Raw genomic sequence first — 20,213 nt, forward strand, 5'->3', positions numbered from 1 at the left:
CAAATTCACAATGTCGAAGCTGGTGAAGCTGATACAGACGCAGTCAATGTATCTCAACTCAAAAAAGGCGTAGAGGGTAATAAAACAAAAGTTACTGTCAATGGTGGCACAAAAGCACCTGATGATGGCTCTTACACAGATGGCAATTTAAAACTTGCTGCTAGTGATAATAACACTACTTACGACCTAAAACTTGCTAATAAACTTAGCTTGGGTGATAGTGCAGAAAGCGGTGCTGTAACAGTCAATAACAAAAATGGTAAAGCTGGCGTAGAAATCTTTGCAGATGACAATACTGGTGAAGGTCACATTAAGATTACTAACGGTAAAGATGGAAATGACGCTGTAAGTGCAGATATTACGGTAGCCAAAGTTGATCCTGCTGGCTCTGGTCAAAACGGCACAACTAATACTAGAATTACCTACAAAGATGCTAGTGGTAATCCTGAGACTGTCGCTACTTTAAATGACGGCTTGAAATTTAAAGGTGATAAAGGCGATGTAGTAAGTAAAAAACTTAACGAAACGCTAAATATTAAGGGCAACACCGCAGCTAGTGCTACATTGACAGAGGGCAATATCGGTGTAGAAAATGTTAGTGGCGATTTGATTATTAAGCTTGCTCAAAATATTGACCTGGGAAAAGATGGAAGTGTGAAAGCTGGTGATACTACTATCAACAACGATGGTTTGACTATTGCAAATGGTCCAACTATAACTAAGAATAAAGTCGATATGGGTGGTAAGAAAATTGAAAATGTTGCAGCTGGCACTGAATTAACTGATGCTGTCAATTTATCTCAGTTAAAAGCGGTTGAAGGCAAAATTAAAGCTCCAAATACTGTTAGTTCAAAAAATGGCTCTGTAAAAATTGCAGAGACAACAAATACTGACGGTAGTAAGAACTATGACTTGAAAGTCGCTACTAAACAAAATTCTGACGGCACTGTAAGTATGGTTACTTATAATGCTGACGGTAGCGAGAAAACAGGTCCGGTTCAAGTCAAAAATGTAGCAGCTGGTAAGGCTCCAACTGACGCAGTTAATGTATCTCAATTAAAAGAGCTAGTTGGAAATTACACTGTTGAAAACTACACTGATGAGAATGGCAATACATTTAACAATGTAGTTCAAACAAAAGATGAAAAAGGCAAAACTGTAACGCTAAAAACTTACAATGTCAAAGATAAAGGTGAGTATGTTACAAACAATGTCGTAACTGCGATTTCTAAGATGAACGAGCAAGGTATTAAATTCTTCCATACAAATGAAGATGAAAATTTCAAACCAGAAGAACAAAGGAAGAATACTGTCGATTCATCAGCCAGTGGCGGACATGCGACAGCTATTGGTTATCAAGCAGACGCTAGTGGTAAATCATCATTAGCGGTTGGTGATAATGCAAATGCAAGTGGCGTTCAATCTATCGCTATCGGTAATGGCGCACAAGCTAGCGGAAAACAATCAATCTCAGTTGGAACTGGTAACAAAGTTTATGCTAACAACTCAGGTGCATTTGGTGATCCAAATACCGTAGCAGCAGGGGCCGATGGAAGCTATGTGGTCGGTAATAATAACAATGTATCCACAAAAGATACATTTGTAATGGGTAACAATGTAACTAGCACAGTTGCAGACTCATTATTCCTAGGTAGCAGAACAGCTTATGTTGGCGAAGGCACTAGAAGTAAAGGCACAAATAACGCTTATACTAGTGATAGTGTAACTGCGAAAAACGCAGCTGGCGAAAATGTCGTAATTGGTATGAAAAATTTCGCTGGTGGCAACCAAGTCAAAGGCGTAGTAAGTGTGGGCAATGCTAATGAAACTCGCCGTATCCAAAATGTCGCACCTGGTCTAATCAGCAAAGACAGCACCGATGCGATCAACGGCTCACAACTATACTCTGCTATCGAGGGTATCGCCGAGCATTTGGGTAACAACATAACAAATATCAATCAAAGAATTGATAATTTGGACAAAAAAATTGACAATGTTAGAGATGAGGCTAGGGCTGGTATCGCTTCTGCTATCGCTATCGGCAACCTACCGCAATCTACAATTCCTGGTAAGGGTATGCTAAGTGTGGGTACTGGATATTACCAAGATGAGGGTGCTCTATCTATCGGTCTATCAAAAATGTCAGACAATGGTAAATGGGTATTTAAATCATCTATCTCAGTCGATACACAAGACAACATTGGCGCAGGCGCGTCTTTGGGCTTCCACTTCTAAGGTAGCCTAGTGCGAAACCGATGAATTTCGGTTTCGCTTTTTTTAAATTTAAAGGGTAAAAAATGAAAAAATCATTACTATCAGCTCTAAGCTTAGCTGGAATTTTATTTTTTAGTGGTTGCACCACTCATGTAAGCGACAATATCCCAGAAGACGGCGTCATGCAATGGGACGATGTGACTTTCCTAGATATGAACAAAACATGGATTGACGCTCCAACTCACCCAAATGCCGAAAATTTAGGCAAAGTAGAAAAGGGTATGAGCAAAGATCAAGTATATTTCCTAATCGGTCACCCGCACCACCAAGAGGGCTTGTATGCGGTTAGAGAGTGGGATTATGTATTTAATTTAAAGAAAAAAGCTGGCGATCCTGATAAAATTTGCCAATTCAAAATCATCTACGACAAAGATTATCGCGTAGGAAGCACATTTTATAATCCAAAAGGTTGTGCCGATGTAGCCCCTGTGCAGCTACCGAACCAAAATGTCGAGCTAGAATCTGACTTTTTGTTTGACTTCGACAAAGACAATCTCAAAGCCGAGGGCCACGAAAAAATCGCAGCTGTCGCCAAAGATATCGATGTAAATATGGTAAGAAGCGTCAAGGTCTATGGTTACACTGATCCGCTAGGAAGCGACGCTTATAACAAAACTCTATCACAACAACGCGCAAATATGGTCAAAAACGAGCTTATCGCAAATGGAATCCCAGCTAGCAAAATCCAAGCTATCGGCATGGGCGAGGCAGATCAGGTTAAATTCTGCCCGGGCGAAAAAGGTGCCGCGCTAAAAGAGTGCCTCAAACCAAATAGACGCGTCGTAATTAAAACTATTTATTAATAAATTTGGGCTAAGCTTAGCCCAAATTTCACTTCAAAGGGGTTAGTTTGAAAAAACTAATTTTAATCTTTTTGTTTTTCTCAAATTTATTTGCTATCGAAGATACGAAATTTATCGCGTGCGAAAAGAGCGATGCGCAGGCGTGCTATGAGGTGGGACTTTTGCTTTATATGGGGCAAAGCACTGCCAAAGACGACGAGGGCGCGGTTTTGTTTTTTAAAAAAGCGTGCGATAAAAAGCACGATAATGCCTGCGTAGCTTACGCGCAAATGCTAGAAAACGGCCTTGGAATCAAGGCGGATAAAAATGCAGCCTTGAATTTATACGAAAACGGCTGTAAGCAAAAAAATGTCCTTTCGTGCAAAGGGGCTGAGAGATTGCACTCTGCTTCGAATAAAAACAAAAAAAGATTAAGTGAAATTCGCGCGTTTTTATGCAAAAATGGTGAGGACGAATACTGCGAAAATGCCCTTGTGACGCTGGAAAACACAAAAGCCGTGGCAAGGCTGGATAATGACTGCAAAAACGGCAATAAGGATTCTTGCGAAACCTTGGTGAATTTGTATTTTAAAGCCCAGGGCACGCCTGAAAATATCCAATCAGCGATTTTTTACACAGATAGACTTTGCAAGCTAGATGTCGCGACTTCGTGCCGAAATTTAGCCATTATTTTCCAAGGTCAAAGCGATATCGAGGGGGCGAAAAACTACTACGCCAGAGCCTGCGCTATGGGCGATAAAATTTCATGCTCGGAGTATAAAAAACTAAGCAAATAAGCAAAATTTAGAAGCCTTGAAGCGTGATAGCATACAGCCTTTCAACTGCGTCATCTTCTAAATTTAGCGAATTTTGACTTTGCAAAAATTCCAAAATTTCGCCCCATTTAAAGCCTTTTTGGTGCAAACAATGCTCGTGAGCGGGCAAAAATCCGCGTGTGAGTGATACTGCGCCGCTAATCTCTTCATCGCATAAAAAACAAAATGGCTCGCTGTGAAGTCTGCCCTCGAATTCTAAAATTTTAGCGTAACTTTCGATAATTATTCGGCGTGGATTTTGGCGGCCAAAGCGCGAAGCAGCGGAATTTAAAAGCTCATAGTAAAATTTATCAAGCTCGTTTGCGTCCTTTAAATGCGCGCCAAGTAGTCTGATGAATTGCTGCCAAAAAATGAGTTTTTCTCTATTTGCGAGCCAGCCGTATCCTAGGTGCATGACATTGCTTAGGCGCGGAAGGAAATTTTGGTTTGAGACTAGCTCAAAATCTATTTTGTATCCTTGTGTGATATTTGGGTGTCTGGCACCATAAAAGCGATACGCGCGCACCAAGGCGTCAGAGCAGAGCACATCTACTATACAATCTTCGTCTTTGATTTTTGTGACTTTTAATATAAATCCTTGCATGGTTATATTCTAGCGAAATTTTAAATTTAAATAAAGAAAAATAGGTTAAAATTGAGAGTTTAATTTTGCAAAATTAAAGGAATATTATGAATTTTGGAGATTTGTTTTCAAAGATTCGTAGAGCCCAACCAGAAGCTTCTGAGGCACCTGCGCATTGGGTTAAGTGTCCTGGTTGTGCTTCTTTGATGTATTTTAAGGAGGTGGAACAAAACCACCATGTCTGTCCTAAATGTAACTATCACATGCGTTTTAGCGCAGATGAGCGAATCGCGCTAATCTGCGATGAAGGTTCGTTTGTAGAGTGCGATAAAACCCTCGAACCCGTTGATCCGCTTAAATTTGTTGATAAAAAATCATACAAAAAACGCATAAGCGAGGGGCAGGAAAAGACAGGCAGATCGAGTGCTGTCGTCGCTGGCGAGGCCAAAATTTCAAAACAACCTGTGCAATTGGTCGTTTTTGATTTTAATTTTATGGGTGGAAGCCTTGGCTCGGTAGAGGGCGAAAAAATCGTGCGAGCCGTCAAACGCGCGCTTGATAAAAAGCAAGCCTTGATTATCGTATCAGCTAGCGGTGGAGCTAGAATGCAAGAAAGCACATATTCGCTAATGCAAATGAGCAAAACTTCGGCTGCGCTTAAAATTTTAAGCGAAAATAAAATTCCATTTATCTCTGTTTTGACAGATCCTACGATGGGCGGAGTTAGTGCGTCGTTTGCGTGGCTAGGCGATATCATCATCGCTGAACCGGGTGCATTGATTGGCTTTGCTGGTCAAAGGGTCATCAAACAAACAATCGGAGCAGATTTGCCAGAGGGTTTCCAACGCTCAGAATTTTTGCTAGAACATGGATTAATCGACGCTATCGTGCCAAGAGCGCAAATGCGTCAGTATCTAAGCGATATGGTAAATATGCTAACAAATACCCCAGTCCAACTCGATGATAGTAGCGATGAGGGGCTATTTGATACGCACGGCGAAGAAGACGAATAGTGCAGATTATCGTTAATTCTATACAAAAAGGCACCGACGAATTTGCGAGCGAGCTAAACGAATATCGCAAAATGTCGGCTAAATTTGCTAGCATAAAAGATGAAATTTTCTTTAACGCTAGTATCGCAAAGGCTCAGACAATCGATAGAGCCAGCGCACTTAGGGCGTATGACGAGGTTTATATGCCTAGATTAAAAGGTTATAATATCGCCCTTGACGAGAGGGGCGAAGAGCTTGATAGTATGGAATTTGCTAAAATTTTAGACGGGAAAAATTTGGTTTCATTTTTCATAGGCGGTGCTTACGGGCTAAGCGATGATTTTAAGGGCAAATGCGATAAAATCATCAGCCTAACAAAGCTAACTTTGGCACATAAAATTGCAAAGCTTATGCTCTTTGAGCAAATTTTTCGTGCGCTTTGTATAAATGCAAATCATCCATACCATAAGTGAGGGTAAAATGAAAAAAAGTGAGTTGAAAATTTACAAAAAACTTTTAGAAGAAAGAAAAGCCGAGCTAAGCGCTAATATCAACAGTGCGACAAAAGATATCGAAGAGCTTAGAGAGCACGGCGCGACAGATGAGATTGATGTAGCTAGCATGGATACGGATTTGACGATTGAGTATTCGATTGGGCTAAAACAAAGAGAGAGCCTAAATAAAATAGTCTCTGCGCTAGAACGCATTGAAAACGGCACTTATGGCGAGTGTTTGGAGTGTGGCGAGCCAATCAGCCCAGAAAGGCTAAAAGTCCGCCCAGAATCAAGACTATGTATTTCTTGCAAAGAACTTGCCGAAAAAGCACAAAGGAGATAATGATGAAGGCAAAACAATTTTTTGTATATTCAGTGATATATATCGGTATCATCGCAGCTGTGATTTTCACGCAAGAAAGCGCGAGCTACACCCTAAGCGTGCTTGGATACTCTCTCACACTGCCTGTGGCTGTGTGGGTGGTGCTACCATTAGCTTTGTATATGATACTAGCGCTTTGTCATTTGGGCTTTTATGGTTTTATGGTTTATCGCAAAAACCGCGCTATACAAAAAGATGTAAGCTCGTATGACGAGATGACAAAAGAGGTTTTATTAGGGCTTGAAACAAATAGAAACTTCAAAACAGAGTTTTTCAAAGATCCAAGCGATATAACTAAAATTTTATCTCCATGGTATGATAGTAGCGAGCTTGATATCAAAAACGAAAGCCTAAAAGAGATAGTTGATGTCGTCGAAAAGGTAAAAAACGGCGAGGTCGTGGATCTGAAAAAATACAAACTTCCTAAATCAAACGGTATGTTTTTACAAAACGAACTAAACCGCCTTGACGCTGAGCCTGATTATGCGCGCGAAATTTTAAAAACAAAGGGCGTTTATAACGATCAAATCACTAAAAAAGCATATAAAATTTTAGTCGATAAGGGCGATTATAGCGCGATTAAAACCTATAAAGAATTCCAAGACACCGACGATATCAAGCGTATCGTAGAAAGAGCTGCTGATGATAGCGAGTTTGAGGTCAGTAGCGAGGAGCTGTTTAATCTCATAAATAGCGATGAATTCAGCGACAAAGACTTCATTTATTTTGCCAAAAAGCTCAAAGACCACCTAAATCCGGAGCAATACAGAACCTTTTTTGAAAGGCTCAAAAACCAAAATTCAAGCGCGACAGAGGCGTATTTGTATGCGCTATATGAGCTTGGTATGATTGATGAGCTAAGAGAGCAGCTCCACATGAGCGACGGCGACGAATTTGATAAATTCCAAATTTTGTTATTTTTACGCGACAATGGCAAATCAGTGCCAGCTTCGCTGATATTCTAAATTTCGGGGCGCGAATTTGTAAATTTTGTAAATTTGCAAATTCGCGCCATTTTTACACAATCAATGAATTTAAATAAATTTTTCGAGACAAAACCGCTTTTTTTAGCCCCTTTGGCTGGGTTTTCAGATCCGCCACTGCGCGGTGTGGTGAAAAAATTCGGCGCAGATGCGACGATAAGTGAGATGATTAGCGCAAATGCGCTGGTGTTTGAAAACGACAAAACCCTAAAAATGTTAGAAAAAAACGAAGCAGAAGAGCCGTTTTTCGTCCAAATCGCCGGAAGCGACGAAGAGGTGATAAAAAAGGCGGTTTTGATTTTGAATAAATTTGACGGATTTTGCGGGATTGATTTAAACTGCGGTTGCCCTGTGCCAAAGGTCGTGAAGCAAAACTCAGGCTCGGCGCTTTTGCTGGATTTGGACAAGATAGCCCGAATTTTAGAAATCATCAAAACCCACTCAAACAAAAAATTCGTAAGCGCGAAAGTTAGGCTTGGCTTTGCTAGCGTTGATATCGAAAATATCGCGCGCGCGGTGGAGCGAGGCGGAGCTGATTTTATCGCGGTGCATGGGCGCACGAGGGCTGGTGGATACAGCGCGCAGGTCGATTACGACGCAATCGCACAGGCAAAAGGTGCCGTGCAAATCCCGCTCATCGCCAACGGTGACATTAGCTCGCAAAATGCCGAATTTGTGCGAAGCACGACCGGCGCAGACGGGCTTATGATAGGCAGGGCAAGTATCGGGCACCCGTGGGTTTTCGCCGAGATTAAGCAGGGGCAAAGTGCGAGCGCAGAGTTGAAAAAAGAGATTATTTTGGAGCATTTTGCGCAGATGATAGCGCACTATGGGGCGCATGGTGTGGCGATTTTCCGCAAACACCTGCACGAATACTCCAAAGGCTACGCAAACGCTAGCGCATTTCGCGAAGAGATAAATCACATAGAAAATGCAAATTTAATGCGAGATAAAATTTTGGAGTTTTTTTAAATTTTGGTTTTTGTCGTTGCGAGATGACGCGCTCATCGTGCAATCCAGTAAAATTCGAAGCAAAATTTAACCTAAATTTATCATTGAACGAAGTTTTGAAATTTTACAACAACACTGACCTTGAATTTTAAATTTGTGGCAATGAATTTAAAGGATTAAATTTGGTGCCACAAAAACAGAAATGGTTTAAAATTGTAAATTTAAAAATTCAGTATCAACGATACTGACCGAGATTTTATAAAAAGGATTAAATTTGGAAAACAGAAATTTCAAAAACGATATTTTTAATAAAAATAAGAATTTGAGAGATTATGACAAAGAGCCGATTATTATAAAAAATTACGAACAATTTTTTACTTCGACATTTTTACTTACAACTTGTATTGTGCCTTTTATTCCATTTATGATTTATGAAATGATTACTGAAAAATTTGTTGAACCTGCAAATGTAGTTATATTTATAATACTTATTGGAGTTTGTATTTTTGGATATAATTTTCTTTATACAAAGCATATTTTGCGAGATGATAACTTTATAAAATTTAAATCTCAAACAATAGAATTTTATGAATATAATGAACTGCAACGAATTGTTAAAATTGAAGAAATGGATAAATTTTTATCAAAACCATTTTGGGCTTGGTGTGAAGAAAATGGCATAACTACATCAAAAATTTTCTTTTTTTTATTTTTTGTGTTAGTTTTAATATGTGGGTTTGTAAAACCCATTATTTTAGTGCTTTTGTTTTTTATATATTTGGCTGAATGTATTAAAAAAGCTATATTTTTTAGATTAAATAATAATTTTTCAAATTTTACTCCATTTCCTGCATTATGTATTGCGAGCGAATTTCATGTTGAACCTCATGTGTATAACACACTTAGATTTGGTAGATATTGTTTAGTATATATATTCAGCGAAAATGACTATAAACAATTAAAAGAGTGGTTTTTTAGAATTAAAAAAATAAACATTGATAACATTAAAAAAAGCTATTACCCATATTTATAGCTAGAAAAGGAGACAAAAATGGGAAATTCAACATATTCGAGAGAGTATCGTAGGGTGGGCGTCCTTGCCCGCCGAATTTTATATTTTTATCAAATTTCATCATTTTAATCCTTTAATTAACCATTGTAGTGATGAAAAATAACCAAAATATTACAACCGCGTCATTGCGAGCCTAGCGTTGCAATCTAGTAAAATTTAGATAAATTTCAAACTCGTAGATTGCTTGCGCGACAAATCAGGCAAATTTACAAAATCTCGCGCAGTGTCCTTGCGCTGTGCATCCAGCTATCTAGCTCGCTCCACTTTTCGTTTTCGATCATATCGGTGCAAATTTGAAGCTCTTTTTTGAAAGACTCTATTGATTTTAACAAATTTTCTTTGTTTTGTTTGAAGATATCGATCCACATTTCAGGGCTTGATTTGGCGATTCTTGCCATGCCGGTGAAGCTTCCGCCGGCTAAATTTATGATATTTCGGCGGTTTTCCTCTTTTAAGACGCTATTTACGAGCGAGTAGCTAATCGCGTGTGGCAGGTGCGAGATGAGCCCCACATGGTGGTCGTGGCTGAGCGCGTCCATAAAGACAATCTTCATACCCGCAAACGAAAAAATTTCAACCGCGCGTTTGACATGTATTTCATCGGCGTTGTTATCGTCGCAGATGACGACTACTGCGCCATTTAGTAACTCCGAAAACGCCGCGCTTGGGCCTGAGTTTTCCGTGCCTGCCATAGGGTGAGCGGCGATAAAATTTCCTCTAATCTCTGGCGGGCAACTTTGCAAAATTTTAAATTTTGTGCTTCCTAAATCGATGATTGTGGTTTCCTTGCGCGCGTCTTTTAGCTGGGCTAGCGTCGTGATAATCGCCTCGACTGGGATTGCGAGAAAAATCACATCGCATTTTTGCTTCATCTCTTCGATACTTAAAATTTCATGCACCAGCCCCAACTCCAAGGCCTCTTTTTCGTTTTCCCTAGAAATATCGTATCCGCTAACCGTGCTAATAATCTTTGATTTTTTCATACAAAGCCCGAGCGAGCCACCTATCAAACCTAAACCTATAATGCCTATTTTCATAATTTTCCTTTGTAAATTCTTTTTGATTAATTTTAATATGCTATTATACGCAATTATTTTCATTTCTAGGTAAAATTTTATGAGAAAAAGTTTGTTTTTATTATTAGGTGGGGTTTCTGTTGCTTGCGCAGCGCAAATCCAAACTATTAAATTCGAGGGTTTAAAACACCTATCTCCGCAAGTTGCAGCTGCTATTTCTGGCCTACAAATAGGCGATCAAATCACAGGCGAAAACACAAACCGAGCGATCTCAAATCTCTTTGCTCAGGGCTATTTCGAAGATGTGTATATCAGCGAACAGGGCGGAAATGTAACAATTAGCGTAAAAGAAAAACCAAGCGTGGCCAAAGTCGATATCAAAAATGTCGTTACAAACGACCAAGACGCTATCAAAAATCTAATCGGACTTCGCCCAGGACAGGTCTATGATGAGGTTTTGGCAAAAAACGCCACCGCTAGAATCAAGCAATTTTACGAAGTAAAGGGCTTTTTTGACACTGTTGTCGAAGTTACCCCAAAACCGCTTGATAGCGAAGGAAACGCCGTGCATGTCATAGTCGATGTCAATAGAGGCGAAAATATCATCATCGAAAAGGTAAATTTAGTCGGCGCTAAAAAACTAGATTACGATGATATCGAACCAGCTGTTTCAAACAAACAACGCGAAGTATTTGGCTGGCTATGGGGCTTTAACGATGGACAGCTAAAAGCTAATGAGTTGCCAAACGACGCAAATAGAATCCAAGAAGAATACTACAAAAAAGGCTACCTCGACGCTAGGGTATCTGCCCCAATCGTAAATGCCGATACTGGCGATTACACCGCGGATTTGACATACTATGTAACAGAGGGCGAGCGTTATAAGGTCAGCAGTATAGATATCGACTGCCCAGAAAATGTAACTATGGATAAAGAAAAGGTCATAAGCGATCTAAAACTCGAAAAGGGCGACACGATGAATTCAGACTGGATGCGTCGTGATATCCAAAAAATCGAAACCTTAGTCGCCGATCAAGGATATGCTTATGTCAAGGTCGTCCCACAAACCGATCAAGACAGAGAGGCTAAAACCATAGGCATAACTTATAAAATCATACCTGAAAATAAAGTCTATATCAGAAATGTAACAATCTCTGGCAACGACAAAACAGAAGATAAAGTCGTTAGACGCGAAATGTATCTAACTGAGGGAAATTTATTTAGCAGAACTGATTATGCTGATTCTATCGCGGCTCTTAAACGCACGGGATATTTTGAAAATGTCGAAATCAAAGAAACTAGGGTAAGCGATGATCAACTAGATTTAGAAGTCGTAGTCCAAGAAACCCCAACCGGCTCGATTACAGGTGGTATCGGATATGGTAGCGATGATGGATTGTTACTAAGTGGTGGAATTAGCGATAGAAATGTCTTTGGAACAGGACTAAGTGGCTCAGTATCGGTAGAAAAATCAGATGATAAATTAAGCGGTAGAGTGAGCCTTACAAATCCTAGAATTTTCGATTCAGAATACAGCCTGGGCGGTATGGTCTTTGCTAATGACTATGACTGGGACGATTACGAGGAGAAATCTTATGGATTTGCCTTGACGCTTGGCAGAAAGCTAGGACGAAATTTAAGCGCAAGTCTGACATACTACCTAGAAAAGACAGAAATCGAAGGGCTAAACGAATACTACGCAGCCGCTGGTTATCGTAACCACGAAAGCATTAAAAGCTCGATTACACCAGCGCTTACATACAATAGCACAGATGATTACTATCTGCCACGAAGCGGTATCATCGCGACTGCTAGCTTAGAATACGCTGGACTTGGCGGAGATATTGAATTTACCAAAGCAAAAGGAAGCTTTAATTACTACTTTGGATTGCGCGATTATATCGATTACGATTTGATTTTCCGCTACAAAGCTGCGGCTGGATATGTTTGGGATAGAGGCGATCCACTTCCAATCAACGAAAAACTATTCCTAGGCGGTATTAGAACGGTGAGAGGATATAATTCTAGATCGATTCCGCGTAAAGAAATTTGCGTAGCCAATGGTAGCTGCCGTTATGTCGAAACCGGCGGTATGCAAAGCTTCAACAACTCAGTCGAGCTAAGCTTCCCGCTAATCGATCGTATGAAAATGCGCCTTGTAACATTTTTCGATTATGGTATGATAGGCGACAATGACTGGAACGAGGAAGAGCGATATAGCGCAGGTGCTGGTATCGAGTGGCTCACACCAATGGGGCCGTTGCAGTTGTATTTCACAAAACCGCTTAACGAAAAACCACACGATAAGACAAATAGTTTCGAATTTAGCATTGGAGCTAGATTTAACTAAAATTTGGCGTAAATTTTGGGTAAATTTCACTTTTACCCAAAATTTAACCTTAATGAAATTTAACCAATCCTTTACTTACGATTTACAAAAACTCAGTAAAATCAGGCTTTAATTTAAAATCAAGGTAATTTATGTATAGAAATCGAAGCAGAATAAATCCTAAAATTTTCATTTTTTTAATACTAACTTTGGCGATAGCTTATGGAGTTTTTCATTTTTTAACCTCGCCTAAATTTGAACAAAATCCCCCTAAAATCGAAATTGCAGATGAAATTTACTGGAATTTAATCTCGCCTTTGAAGGTTAAAATTTCAGATGACACAGGTGTAAAATCAATAAAAGTAAGCCTAAATGACGGGGAAAATTTAACTCCGCTAAAAGATGAAGAGTATGGCATAAGCCAAAAAGAGCTAGAAATTGCAGTTGAATTTCCAAAAAATTTAATCCTAAACAAAGATAAAAAATACAAACTACACATCGAAGCTGGCGATATTAGCGCGTGGAATTTCACCAAAGGTAACAAAACCGATAAAGTCGTAAATATAATCATCGACAACAAAAAACCTTTGATAAATTTGGTCGCAAATTCGTATAAAATCACCAAAGGCGGTTCGGCTGTGGTTGTTTTTAGCGCTAGCGATGAAATGCTAGATGAGGTTTTCATACGCACAAATTACGGCAAAATTTTCAAAGCTACGCCGTTTGTCAAAGAGGGGTATTACGCTTCGCTTGTAGCCTGGCCGGCAAACGAAGATGAATTTCGCGCAGAAATCGTAGCAACCGACAAGGCTGGCAATGTCAGCTCGTCGCAGATTCGCTACTTTTACAGCGATAAAAAATACAAGGTTTCGCAAATCAAACTTAGCGAAAATTTTCTCTCAGGCAAGGTCAGCGATCTAGCCAGCCAACATGCGCAAAATTTCAACTCTATGAGCGATTTGGATAAATTTAAATTTGTAAATGAAACTCTCAGAGAGCAAAACGCCAAGGATTTGCACGCATTTACGAGCAGGGTGCATGAGGATATGATAAGCGAGTTTTCGCTTCGTCCGTTTTATCCGCTTGCAAAGGGCGCTGCGGTAGCGAGTTTCGCCGATCACAGGCTGTTTTTCTTAAACAGCGAGCAAGTTAGCGAGAGCTGGCACATGGGGCTTGATCTTGCTAGCGTGGCAAATGCAGATATCAAAGAGAGTAATTATGGCGTGGTCGTGTTTTTGCAAGATAATGGAATTTATGGCCTAAATTTGGGCGTTTATTATGGTTTTGGAGTTTATGGCGTGTATGCGCACTGCTCGAATTCAGCCCTTAGCGTGGGCGATCAGGTCAAACCAAACGATATCTTAGCCCAAACTGGCGCCACTGGCTTTGCCTTTGGCGATCATTTGCACTTTGGTATAGTGGTTCAGGGCGTGGAAGTAAGGCCGGAGGAGTGGATGGATCCGAAGTGGATCAAGGATAATGTGAGCGATGTGCTCGAAAGTGCGAAAAAAGTTATCGAAAAAGGAAAATAAATTTCAAATTTTTCGCTATAATGCAAAAATTAATGAAATGAGGGAAAAATGAGACAAAGAACAATAGCTAAAAAAGTCCATAGTGTCGGTATCGGATTGCATAAAGGTGAGCCAATCAGACTTACATTGGAGCCTTTGGAAGCAGGTAGCGGAATAGTATTTTATAGAAGTGACCTTGGAATTAGTTTTAAAGCAACGCCCCAAAATGTCGTAAATACCCAAATGGCCACTGTCGTGGGTAATGAAAAGGGCTATGTCTCTACGATAGAGCACCTAATGAGCGCGATTTCAAGCTATGGAATCGACAATATCCGCATTATCGTCGATGCGAACGAAATCCCTGTAATGGACGGAAGCTCGGCGAGTTTTTGTATGCTTTTGGACGAGGCTGGGATCAAAGAGCTAGATACGAATAAAAAAGTCATTATCATCAAACGCGATGTCGAGGTCAAAGAGGGCGATAAATTTGTCCGTCTAAGCCCAAGTGCAAGGCCTAAATTTGATTATACGATTAAATTTGCAAATCCGATTATCGGCACACAGCACCATGTCTTTGAATTTAGCAAAAAGGCTTATATTAAAGAAATTTCTAGGGCTAGAACTTTTGGATTTTTAAAAGATGTTCAAGCGCTTCGTTCTATGGGGCTAGCACTTGGTGGAAGCCTAGAAAATGCCGTCGTAATCGACGATAATAAAATTTTAAACCCAGAGGGTTTGCGCTATGAAAACGAATTTGTCCGCCATAAAATTTTAGACGCTATTGGCGATTTGGCACTTAGTGGAGCGCCTATTTTAGGCGATTACACATCATTTGCTGGAAGCCATGATTTAAATCACAAGCTCACCGAGGCTGTATTTAGCGACGCTAAAAATTACGAATTAGTCGAGCTAAACGCGCAAATCGTGAGAGAGTATCAAAAAGCTTTCGCGTAAGGGCAAGTCATCAAAGAAATCAGCGTTTTAGTCGTAGCACTTACTTCGCCCGTGCTTGTCGGTATTTACGAGAAAAATGACAAAATTTTAGAATTTTCTAGCGCGCCAGGGCAAAAAGCCGATGAATTTTTGGTAGAAAAATTTTCTCAAATTTTAAAAGAGTATAAAATTTCAGAGCTTATCTATGCGAATACACCCGGCTCTTTTATGGGCATAAAAGTTAGCTTTGTAATGTTAAAAACGCTTAGTATCGCCCTAAATTTGCCACTTTACGCGGTCAGTGGATTTGAGCTAAATGGATTTTCGCCAATCAGGGCAAACAAGGCATTTTCATACATTTACGAAAATGGCGAGATAAAAATGGCAAAATTAGAGCCTGCTCCTATGAAATTACCGCAAAATTTATCAACTTTAAATAAAAGCAATGATATACTACCAAATTACATTATTGATGCAGTTTAGGAGAAAATTTGATTATAAAAATTCCCGCCACCAGCGCAAATTTGGGACCAGGCTTCGACGCACTAGGACTTAGTTTAGAGCTTTTTAACGAAGTAGAGATTTGCGAAAATAGCTTTCATTGTATCTCGCTAAACGGATATGGAAGCGAAAAGGCGTGGCTTAAAAAAAATAATGCGTTTTTAAACATTTTCCGCGAAATTTATACCAAACTAGGCGGAAATCCAAACCAAAATTTCAAAATTTCATTTCAAAACAATATCCCATTTTCGCGCGGTCTTGGAAGCTCATCGGCTGTGATAGTCGGAGCAATCGCGGCAGCGTATTATATGCGCGGATTTAGCGTAGATAGGGGCAAAATTTTAAATCTCGCCCTAGAATACGAAAACCACCCTGATAATATCGCCCCGGCGACTTATGGCGGGTTTGTTTCGAGCATAACTTCTGGCAAAAATGTCTATTCGCAAAAATGCGAGATCGACGCTGATATCAAGGCTATCGTCGTTATCCCGGATACGCCAATGCCTACAAACGAATCTCGCGGAAAATTGCCTAAGAGTTTTACTATCAAAGATTGCGTGAGCAACCTTTCGCACGCTGCGTTTTTGACGGCGTGTTTTATGAAAAAAGATTATGATAGCCTAAGGCTTGCTTGTGTGGATAAAATGCACGAGGAGGTGCGTATGAGCGCGCTACCTGAGCTATTTAGCGTGCGCGAAGTGGCTTACGCAAATGGCGCGATTATGAGTTCGCTCAGCGGTAGTGGCTCGACATTTTTAAATTTAGCCCATGCTAGCGATGCGCAAAAGATAAAAAATGCGCTGGCGGATAAGTTTAAAAATTTCAAGGTAGAAATTTTAAATATAGATAATAACGGCTTTAATATTAGCTAAGAAAAAGTAAGATATAATTTTATGAATAAACCGATAAGAATGTGCGTTATTTGTAGAGGTAGATTTGCTAAGGCGGGGCTTAATGCCTTTGTGCAAAATTTCAAAAAAGAAAATTCAAAACGGCAATTTTATATTTGCAATCAATGTATAAATCAAAAAGAAAAAATTATTAAATATTTATCAAAATTTAGAAAATATGAAAATTTTGAGATTATTAAGGAGAGGGTTTTAAATGGCTGAGGGAGTTAAAATCAGTGACATCGCGGCTGAGCTTGGATACGCAAGCAAAGACATCATCGAAAAAGCGCAAGAAATGGGCTATACTAAGGTCAAAACCGCGTCAAATAAGGTAAGCAACGAAGAAGCAGCGGCTATATATGAGTATATTCAAACAGGAATTTTGCCAGAGTCTTTAAAGCCAAAATCCAGTGCTAAAAAAGCCCCTGCGAAGCCAAAAAAGCAGAGCGAAACCAAAAAAGATGAGCCTAAAAAAACTCAGAGCAAAAAAACAGAGCCAAAGGCTGAAAATTCTCAAAGCAAAGAGCCAAAGTCTGAGCCAAAACCTGAGCCAAAAGAGGAAAAGCCGCACTCTCAACCAAAAAGCGAAACGAAAATCGAAGCAAAAGCCGAAGTTAAAACCGAGCCAAAATCCAAGCCCGAAGCGCAAACCCCTCAAATAAATAGTGGCGAGAGCCTAGCTAGCGAGAGTTTGCAAAAGCGCCGTGGTTTGGTGATAGTCAAAAAGAAAAAAGACACCGAAGCACCAAAGATAGAAAAACCAAGCGAAAGTCGCGAAAAGGTAAGCGCTAGCTTGGAGGCGATTTTCTCAAACGCTGAGTTAAATTTAAAAAAGAAAAAAGCCGAAAAGAAAAAAATCGCTGTTTCTAAAAAAGAAGATACCCAAAAAATCGATTTGGTTAGCGACCACGAACTAGCCGATATTGTTATAGATGATGATGAAGATATGGTAGTTTTGCCTGATTTGACCGTTAAGCCTATCCAAGTCGAAAACAAAACAAAAACCAAAAATCAACCAAATATCTACAAAGGTTCGCAAACGCAGTTTTACGGCAATGATACAGGCATTAGTCGTGGAAGTCGCAAAAAACATAAAAAAGTCGTCAAAAAAGATGACGAGCAGAGCGTAACTTCTGTAAATATTCCAAAAGAAATTCGTGTTTATGAATTTGCCGAAAAAATCAAAAAACAGCCTAGCGAAATCATTTCAAAGCTATTTTTGCTTGGTATGATGACGACTAAAAACGACTTTTTGGACGAAGATGCAATTGAAATTTTGGCAGAAGAATTTGGCATTGAGGTAAATATCGTAAATGAAGCCGAGGAATTCGACTATGTCAAGGCTTACGAAGATGAAGTAGTTGAAGAAAATTTAACCACAAGAGCGCCTGTGATTACCATTATGGGGCATGTCGATCACGGAAAGACTAGTTTGCTTGATTTCATTAGAAATTCGCGCGTCGTTAGCGGCGAAGCAGGTGGTATTACGCAACATGTGGGTGCGTATATGGTCGAGAAAAACGGACGAAATATCACATTTATCGATACCCCGGGACACGAAGCATTTACATCTATGCGTGCGCGCGGTGCGGAAGTTACCGACATTGTTATTATCGTGGTTGCGGCAGATGATGGCGTAAAACCGCAAACAAAAGAAGCCGTAAATCATGCGAAAGCAGCAGGCGTGCCGATAATCATCGCTATCAATAAAATGGATAAAGAAAACGCAAATCCTGATTTAGTAAAAACAGGACTTGCAGAACTTGATATAATGCCGACCGAGTGGGGCGGAAGCTATGAATTTGTGCCGATTTCGGCTAAAACAGGTATGGGAATTGAAGATTTACTTGAAATCGTCTTGCTTCAAGCCGATTTGCTTGAATTAAAAGCCGATAAAACTCGCCAAGCAAAAGCAACCATTATAGAAAGCTCACTTCAAAAGGGTCGTGGTCCTGTCGCCACCGTCATCGTGCAAAACGGCACACTAAAAGTGGGTGATACGGTAGTTGCGGGTGTGGCGTATGGAAAGGTTAGAGCCCTAAACGATGATAAAGGCAAAAAGCTAAGCTCGATTGCTCCTGGCGAGTGTGGTGTCATCATCGGTCTTAGCGAAGTCCCGGAAGCCGGGGAAACGCTAATTGGCGTGGGAAGCGATAAAGAAGCAAGAGAGTATGCGAGTCGAATTTACGAGCACCAACGCCAAAAAGAGCTATCAAAATCGACAAAGGTTACAATCGACGAGCTAAGCGCAAAAATCGCAGAAGGCGAGTTAAAATCGCTTCCTGTCATCGTAAAAGCCGATGTGGTTGGCTCTCTTGAAGCCATTAAGGCAAGTTTGGAAAAACTTCGCAACGACGAAGTTAAGGTAAACATTATCCACTCAGGCGTAGGCGGTATCACGCAAAACGATGTAGGACTAGCAAGTGCGAGTGAAAACTGCGTGATTTTAGGCTTTAATATCAGGCCTACTGGCGAAGTCAAAGAAAAAGCCAAAGAGCGCGGTGTAGAGATAAAAACTTACAATGTCATTTATAATTTGCTTGACGATGTTAAGGCGATTTTGGGCGGATTAATGAGCCCGATTATCAGAGAAGAAGACCTTGGTCAAGCTGAAATTCGCCAAGTCATCAATGTGCCAAAAATCGGACAGATTGCCGGTTGTATGGTTACAGAAGGTAGTATCCAAAGGGGAGCTAAAATCCGCGTAATCCGCGATGGTGTGGTGGTTTTCGAAGGAAACATAAGCTCACTAAAACGCTTTAAAGATGACGCAAAAGAGGTCGCTAAGGGCTTTGAGTGTGGTGTCGGTATCGACGGATACAACGATATGCGCGTTGGGGATTTCATCGAAAGCTTCAAAGAAAAAGAAGAACAAGCCACGCTATAAAGGTGATTTATGAACGCTCACGAAGTAAGACGACTACGAACCGCAAGTGTCCTAAAAGAGCTGATTCCACAGGCTTTATCGCAGCTTGATGATGAGTTTTTGCACGGGCTTTGCGTAACCGATGTCGAGTGCAAAAGAGGACGCTATGACGCCTTTGTATATCTCGATAAAATGGGCTTAGACGAAAGGGAGCAAGAGCTAATCTTGGCAAAACTCAAAAAAGTAAGCCGTTTTATCCAAAACCACTGTATGGAAGCAGAAGGCTGGTTTCGCTCACCTGCGCTTCACTTCAAATTCGACGATAGACTCGAATACCAAAACAAAATGGACGATTTGTTTGAAAAAATTAGTAAGGATTTAAATAAAAATGGTTGATTTAAACGCCCTTGCCAGCGAGTGTGGGCTGGAATTTTACGATTGCGAAACAGCTAGCGAAAACGGCAAAACGATTTATAGAGTTTTTGTGACTAAAACTGGTGGCGTGAGCTTAGAAGACTGCGAAAAACTAAGTCGCATTTTATCTCCGATTTTTGATGTCGAACCGCCTGTTTCGGGCGAGTATTTTTTAGAAGTATCAAGCCCTGGGTTGGAGCGCAAACTAAGCAAAATGGAGCATTTTAGCAAAAGCGTGGGCGAGTTAGTTAAAATAACCACGAGCGAAAAAGATAAAATTTGCGGAAAAATTCTTAAATTCGAAGATGAAAATTTATACTTAGATACTACTGACGGCGAAATTTGCATTAAATTTAGCGACATAAAAAAGGCGAAAACTTATATTGAGTGGTAAAATTCTTTCAAATTTAAATCGAATTTCAAGG

At 40.1% G+C, this 20,213-nt stretch carries 19 protein-coding genes; 17 read left to right on the plus strand and 2 right to left on the minus strand.

The features are described 5' to 3' along the window. From OFN73_RS05150 to OFN73_RS05160, 3 genes are all read left to right on the plus strand, one after another. A partial coding sequence (locus OFN73_RS05150) for a YadA family autotransporter adhesin (protein ID WP_270862531.1) occupies positions 1-2,235 on the plus strand: 2,235 nt, incomplete at its 5' end. Positions 2,236-2,297: 62 nt separating this feature from the next. Beyond that, positions 2,298-3,077: an OmpA family protein gene (locus tag OFN73_RS05155; protein WP_270859222.1), complete on the plus strand. Its 780-nt coding sequence runs from the start codon at positions 2,298-2,300 to the stop codon at positions 3,075-3,077. A 47-nt stretch (positions 3,078-3,124) separates the two neighbouring features. Next, on the plus strand, positions 3,125-3,853 hold the full coding sequence (locus OFN73_RS05160) for a tetratricopeptide repeat protein (protein WP_270862532.1): 729 nt from the start codon (positions 3,125-3,127) through the stop codon (positions 3,851-3,853). Between the two features lie 7 nt (positions 3,854-3,860). Here the strand turns inward: OFN73_RS05160 and recO are convergent, their stop codons facing one another. Beyond that, entirely contained in the window at positions 3,861-4,475 is a 615-nt protein-coding gene (recO, locus tag OFN73_RS05165) for a recombination protein RecO (RefSeq protein ID WP_270862533.1), read from the minus strand. Positions 4,476-4,561: 86 nt separating this feature from the next. Here recO and accD point away from each other — a divergent pair, with 86 nt between their 5' ends. The 6 genes from accD to OFN73_RS05195 all read left to right on the plus strand — a co-directional run bounded on the left by accD (position 4,562) and on the right by OFN73_RS05195 (position 9,289). After that, a complete protein-coding gene (accD, locus tag OFN73_RS05170; protein ID WP_270862534.1) occupies positions 4,562-5,467 on the plus strand; it encodes an acetyl-CoA carboxylase, carboxyltransferase subunit beta in 906 nt (301 codons plus the stop codon). Beyond that, positions 5,467-5,919 (plus strand): 23S rRNA (pseudouridine(1915)-N(3))-methyltransferase RlmH, encoded by a 453-nt coding sequence (locus OFN73_RS05175; RefSeq protein WP_270862535.1) that lies wholly within the window; start codon positions 5,467-5,469, stop codon positions 5,917-5,919. Before accD ends, OFN73_RS05175 begins: the two co-directional genes overlap by 1 nt. Before the next feature lie 7 nt (positions 5,920-5,926). After that, positions 5,927-6,283 carry an RNA polymerase-binding protein DksA gene (gene dksA / locus OFN73_RS05180; RefSeq protein ID WP_270859227.1) on the plus strand — a complete coding sequence of 119 codons (357 nt, stop codon included), beginning with the start codon at positions 5,927-5,929 and terminating at the stop codon, positions 6,281-6,283. A 2-nt stretch (positions 6,284-6,285) separates the two neighbouring features. Then, positions 6,286-7,287 (plus strand): LapA family protein, encoded by a 1,002-nt coding sequence (locus tag OFN73_RS05185; protein ID WP_270862536.1) that lies wholly within the window; start codon positions 6,286-6,288, stop codon positions 7,285-7,287. A 63-nt stretch (positions 7,288-7,350) separates the two neighbouring features. Then, complete coding sequence (locus OFN73_RS05190) at positions 7,351-8,277, plus strand: tRNA dihydrouridine synthase (protein ID WP_270862537.1); 927 nt, start codon at positions 7,351-7,353, stop codon at positions 8,275-8,277. Positions 8,278-8,530: 253 nt separating this feature from the next. Then, complete coding sequence (locus OFN73_RS05195; RefSeq protein WP_270862538.1) at positions 8,531-9,289, plus strand: hypothetical protein; 759 nt, start codon at positions 8,531-8,533, stop codon at positions 9,287-9,289. 245 nt (positions 9,290-9,534) lie between these two features. On the opposite strand, the gene OFN73_RS05200 is transcribed toward OFN73_RS05195, so the two are convergent. Next, on the minus strand, positions 9,535-10,365 hold the full coding sequence (locus tag OFN73_RS05200; protein WP_270862539.1) for a prephenate dehydrogenase: 831 nt from the start codon (positions 10,363-10,365) through the stop codon (positions 9,535-9,537). 79 nt (positions 10,366-10,444) lie between these two features. On the opposite strand from OFN73_RS05200, the gene bamA reads away from it, so the two are divergent. The 8 genes from bamA to rimP all read left to right on the plus strand — a co-directional run bounded on the left by bamA (position 10,445) and on the right by rimP (position 20,182). Further along, complete coding sequence (bamA, locus tag OFN73_RS05205; RefSeq protein ID WP_270862540.1) at positions 10,445-12,694, plus strand: outer membrane protein assembly factor BamA; 2,250 nt, start codon at positions 10,445-10,447, stop codon at positions 12,692-12,694. A 131-nt stretch (positions 12,695-12,825) separates the two neighbouring features. Beyond that, entirely contained in the window at positions 12,826-14,205 is a 1,380-nt protein-coding gene (locus OFN73_RS05210; protein WP_270862541.1) for a M23 family metallopeptidase, read from the plus strand. A 48-nt stretch (positions 14,206-14,253) separates the two neighbouring features. Then, positions 14,254-15,138, plus strand: a complete 885-nt coding sequence (lpxC, locus tag OFN73_RS05215; protein WP_270859235.1) for a UDP-3-O-acyl-N-acetylglucosamine deacetylase — start codon at positions 14,254-14,256, stop codon at positions 15,136-15,138. Between the two features lie 51 nt (positions 15,139-15,189). Beyond that, positions 15,190-15,600, plus strand: coding sequence for a glycoprotease (locus OFN73_RS05220; RefSeq protein WP_270862542.1), 411 nt, complete (start codon positions 15,190-15,192; stop codon positions 15,598-15,600). Positions 15,601-15,608: 8 nt separating this feature from the next. Further along, positions 15,609-16,490, plus strand: coding sequence for a homoserine kinase (thrB, locus tag OFN73_RS05225; RefSeq protein ID WP_270862543.1), 882 nt, complete (start codon positions 15,609-15,611; stop codon positions 16,488-16,490). Positions 16,491-16,722: 232 nt separating this feature from the next. Continuing rightward, complete coding sequence (gene infB, locus OFN73_RS05230; protein ID WP_270862544.1) at positions 16,723-19,395, plus strand: translation initiation factor IF-2; 2,673 nt, start codon at positions 16,723-16,725, stop codon at positions 19,393-19,395. A gap of 9 nt (positions 19,396-19,404) precedes the next feature. Then, positions 19,405-19,770, plus strand: coding sequence for a 30S ribosome-binding factor RbfA (rbfA, locus tag OFN73_RS05235; RefSeq protein ID WP_270859239.1), 366 nt, complete (start codon positions 19,405-19,407; stop codon positions 19,768-19,770). Beyond that, complete coding sequence (gene rimP / locus OFN73_RS05240; protein WP_270862545.1) at positions 19,763-20,182, plus strand: ribosome maturation factor RimP; 420 nt, start codon at positions 19,763-19,765, stop codon at positions 20,180-20,182. The genes rbfA and rimP overlap by 8 nt, the downstream gene beginning before the upstream one ends. Positions 20,183-20,213: the final 31 nt, after the last annotated feature.

The organism is Campylobacter sp. JMF_14 EL1 (genome assembly GCF_027737585.1).
In the GTDB taxonomy this organism is placed as follows: Bacteria; Campylobacterota; Campylobacteria; order Campylobacterales; family Campylobacteraceae; genus Campylobacter_B.

Coding starts and splice junctions, on each gene's coding strand:
- OFN73_RS05200 (WP_270862539.1), bottom strand. CDS start 10,365: ATGAAAATAGGCATTATAGGTTTAGGTTTGATAGGTGGCTCGCTCGGG.
- lpxC (WP_270859235.1), top strand. CDS start 14,254: ATGAGACAAAGAACAATAGCTAAAAAAGTCCATAGTGTCGGTATCGGA.
- OFN73_RS05190 (WP_270862537.1), top strand. CDS start 7,351: ATGAATTTAAATAAATTTTTCGAGACAAAACCGCTTTTTTTAGCCCCT.
- recO (WP_270862533.1), bottom strand. CDS start 4,475: ATGCAAGGATTTATATTAAAAGTCACAAAAATCAAAGACGAAGATTGT.
- accD (WP_270862534.1), top strand. CDS start 4,562: ATGAATTTTGGAGATTTGTTTTCAAAGATTCGTAGAGCCCAACCAGAA.
- rimP (WP_270862545.1), top strand. CDS start 19,763: ATGGTTGATTTAAACGCCCTTGCCAGCGAGTGTGGGCTGGAATTTTAC.
- bamA (WP_270862540.1), top strand. CDS start 10,445: ATGAGAAAAAGTTTGTTTTTATTATTAGGTGGGGTTTCTGTTGCTTGC.
- dksA (WP_270859227.1), top strand. CDS start 5,927: ATGAAAAAAAGTGAGTTGAAAATTTACAAAAAACTTTTAGAAGAAAGA.
- infB (WP_270862544.1), top strand. CDS start 16,723: ATGGCTGAGGGAGTTAAAATCAGTGACATCGCGGCTGAGCTTGGATAC.
- rbfA (WP_270859239.1), top strand. CDS start 19,405: ATGAACGCTCACGAAGTAAGACGACTACGAACCGCAAGTGTCCTAAAA.
- OFN73_RS05185 (WP_270862536.1), top strand. CDS start 6,286: ATGAAGGCAAAACAATTTTTTGTATATTCAGTGATATATATCGGTATC.
- OFN73_RS05155 (WP_270859222.1), top strand. CDS start 2,298: ATGAAAAAATCATTACTATCAGCTCTAAGCTTAGCTGGAATTTTATTT.
- OFN73_RS05210 (WP_270862541.1), top strand. CDS start 12,826: ATGTATAGAAATCGAAGCAGAATAAATCCTAAAATTTTCATTTTTTTA.